This window comes from Streptomyces sp. ACA25 (assembly GCF_028200735.1).
Lineage (GTDB): Bacteria > Actinomycetota > Actinomycetes > Streptomycetales > Streptomycetaceae > Streptomyces.
In genome coordinates, this window is sequence record NZ_JAQKPV010000058.1 from 1 (window position 1) to 1519 (window position 1519).

The following is a 1519-nucleotide window of genomic DNA, read 5'->3' on the forward strand; positions in this document are numbered from 1 at the left end:
GGACAGCACTGAGACGCTGCGCGCTCTGAGCGTGCTCCACAGCCACGGGGCGACCGTCGACCGGGCTGCCCTGTTCGCGGGCCGGGGCGGCGGGCGCGTGGCCCTGCCCACCTACGCCTTCGCGCGGGACCGCTACTGGCCGACCGGCATCTCCTGGGCCGGAGATGTCACCTCCGCCGGACTCGGTGTCACCGGTCATCCTCTGCTCGGTGCGGGACTCGGCCTCGCGGAGGGCGACGGGTACCTCTTCACCGCACGGCTGGCGCCGGCGGTCCAGGCCTGGCTGACCGACCATGTGGTGCACGGCCGGGTCGTCCTGCCCGGCACCGCCTTCGTCGAACTGGCCGTGCGCGCGGGTGAACAGGCGGGTGCCGAACGGCTCGACGAGCTGATTCTGGAAACCCCCCTCGTGGTGCCCGAGGACGGGGCGGTGCAGCTACAGGTGTCGGTCGGTGCGGCCGGTGCCGATGGCAGACGGTCACTCACGGTCCACTCCCGGCCCGAGGACCCGGCCGCTCCCGGCGGCTGGTCGGACCGCGACTGGACCAGGAACGCCACGGCCGTCCTGGCGCCCAGGGCCGGCGCGTTCGGTGAGGAGCCCGAAATGGCGGGCGTCTGGCCTCCGGAGGGCGCCACCCCTGTCGATCCGGCTCACCTCTATGACCGCCTCGCGTCCGCGGGCCTTGTTTACGGCGAGCTGTTCCGCGGCGTGCGCGCCCTCTGGACCCGCGGCACCGACGTCTTCGCCGAACTCGTCCTGCCCGAACGCGAAGCTGACGGGTTCGGGCTGCACCCGGCCCTGCTGGACGCAGCTCTGCAGGCAGGGGCCGCGCTTGACGGGAAGGGCGAGGCGGGTCTGCCCTTCTCCTGGTCGGGGGTGTCGCTCTGGGCCTCCGGGGCGACCGCGCTGCGTGCGCGGATCTCGCCCGCGCCGGGCGCCGAGGGAGTCTCGGTGTTCGCCGTCGACGCCGGCGGCAGGCCCGTGGTGACCGTCGACCGTGTCCTCACTCGCCCAGCGCCTTCGCTGGCTGCCGAAGCGGGACCGGCGCTTGACGATCTCTACCGCCTGGACTGGACTCCGGTCTTCCCGGCGGAGGAAGAACCCGCTGAGCCGGCGGTCCTGGGGACAGGACTGGACGGTTTCGCCCGACGCGCCGACACGCTCGAGGGCCTCATCGGTGACGGACCGGTCCCCGACCGGGTGGCGCTGTCCGCGTGCGGGCCCGAGGGTTTCGCCGACGGGGACAGCGAGGCAGCCCTCGCACGTGTGACCGACGTGCTCGAGCACCTGCGTGCCTGGCTCGCGGACCCCCGCTGTGCCCAGTCCCGTCTGGTCGTGGTGACCCGCGGGGCCGTGCAGGCCGTGTCGGGGGACACCGTCCCCGACCCGGCGGGTGCCGGAGTGTGGGGACTCACGCGGTCCGCGCAGTCCGAACACCCCGGGCGGATCGTCCTGGTGGATCTTGACGCCCGTCCCACCGCGACCGGTCCGGACGTGTCCGCCCTCGCCTCGGCCCTC

At 73.9% G+C, this 1519-nt stretch carries 1 protein-coding gene; it reads left to right on the top strand.

Features of this window, described 5'->3' with window-relative positions; genetic code table 11:
* Nucleotides 1-31: 31 nt before the first annotated feature.
* Nucleotides 32-1519 (top strand): polyketide synthase dehydratase domain-containing protein (locus PJ985_RS23135; protein WP_271685843.1); only part of this gene is annotated, 1488 nt, incomplete at its 3' end.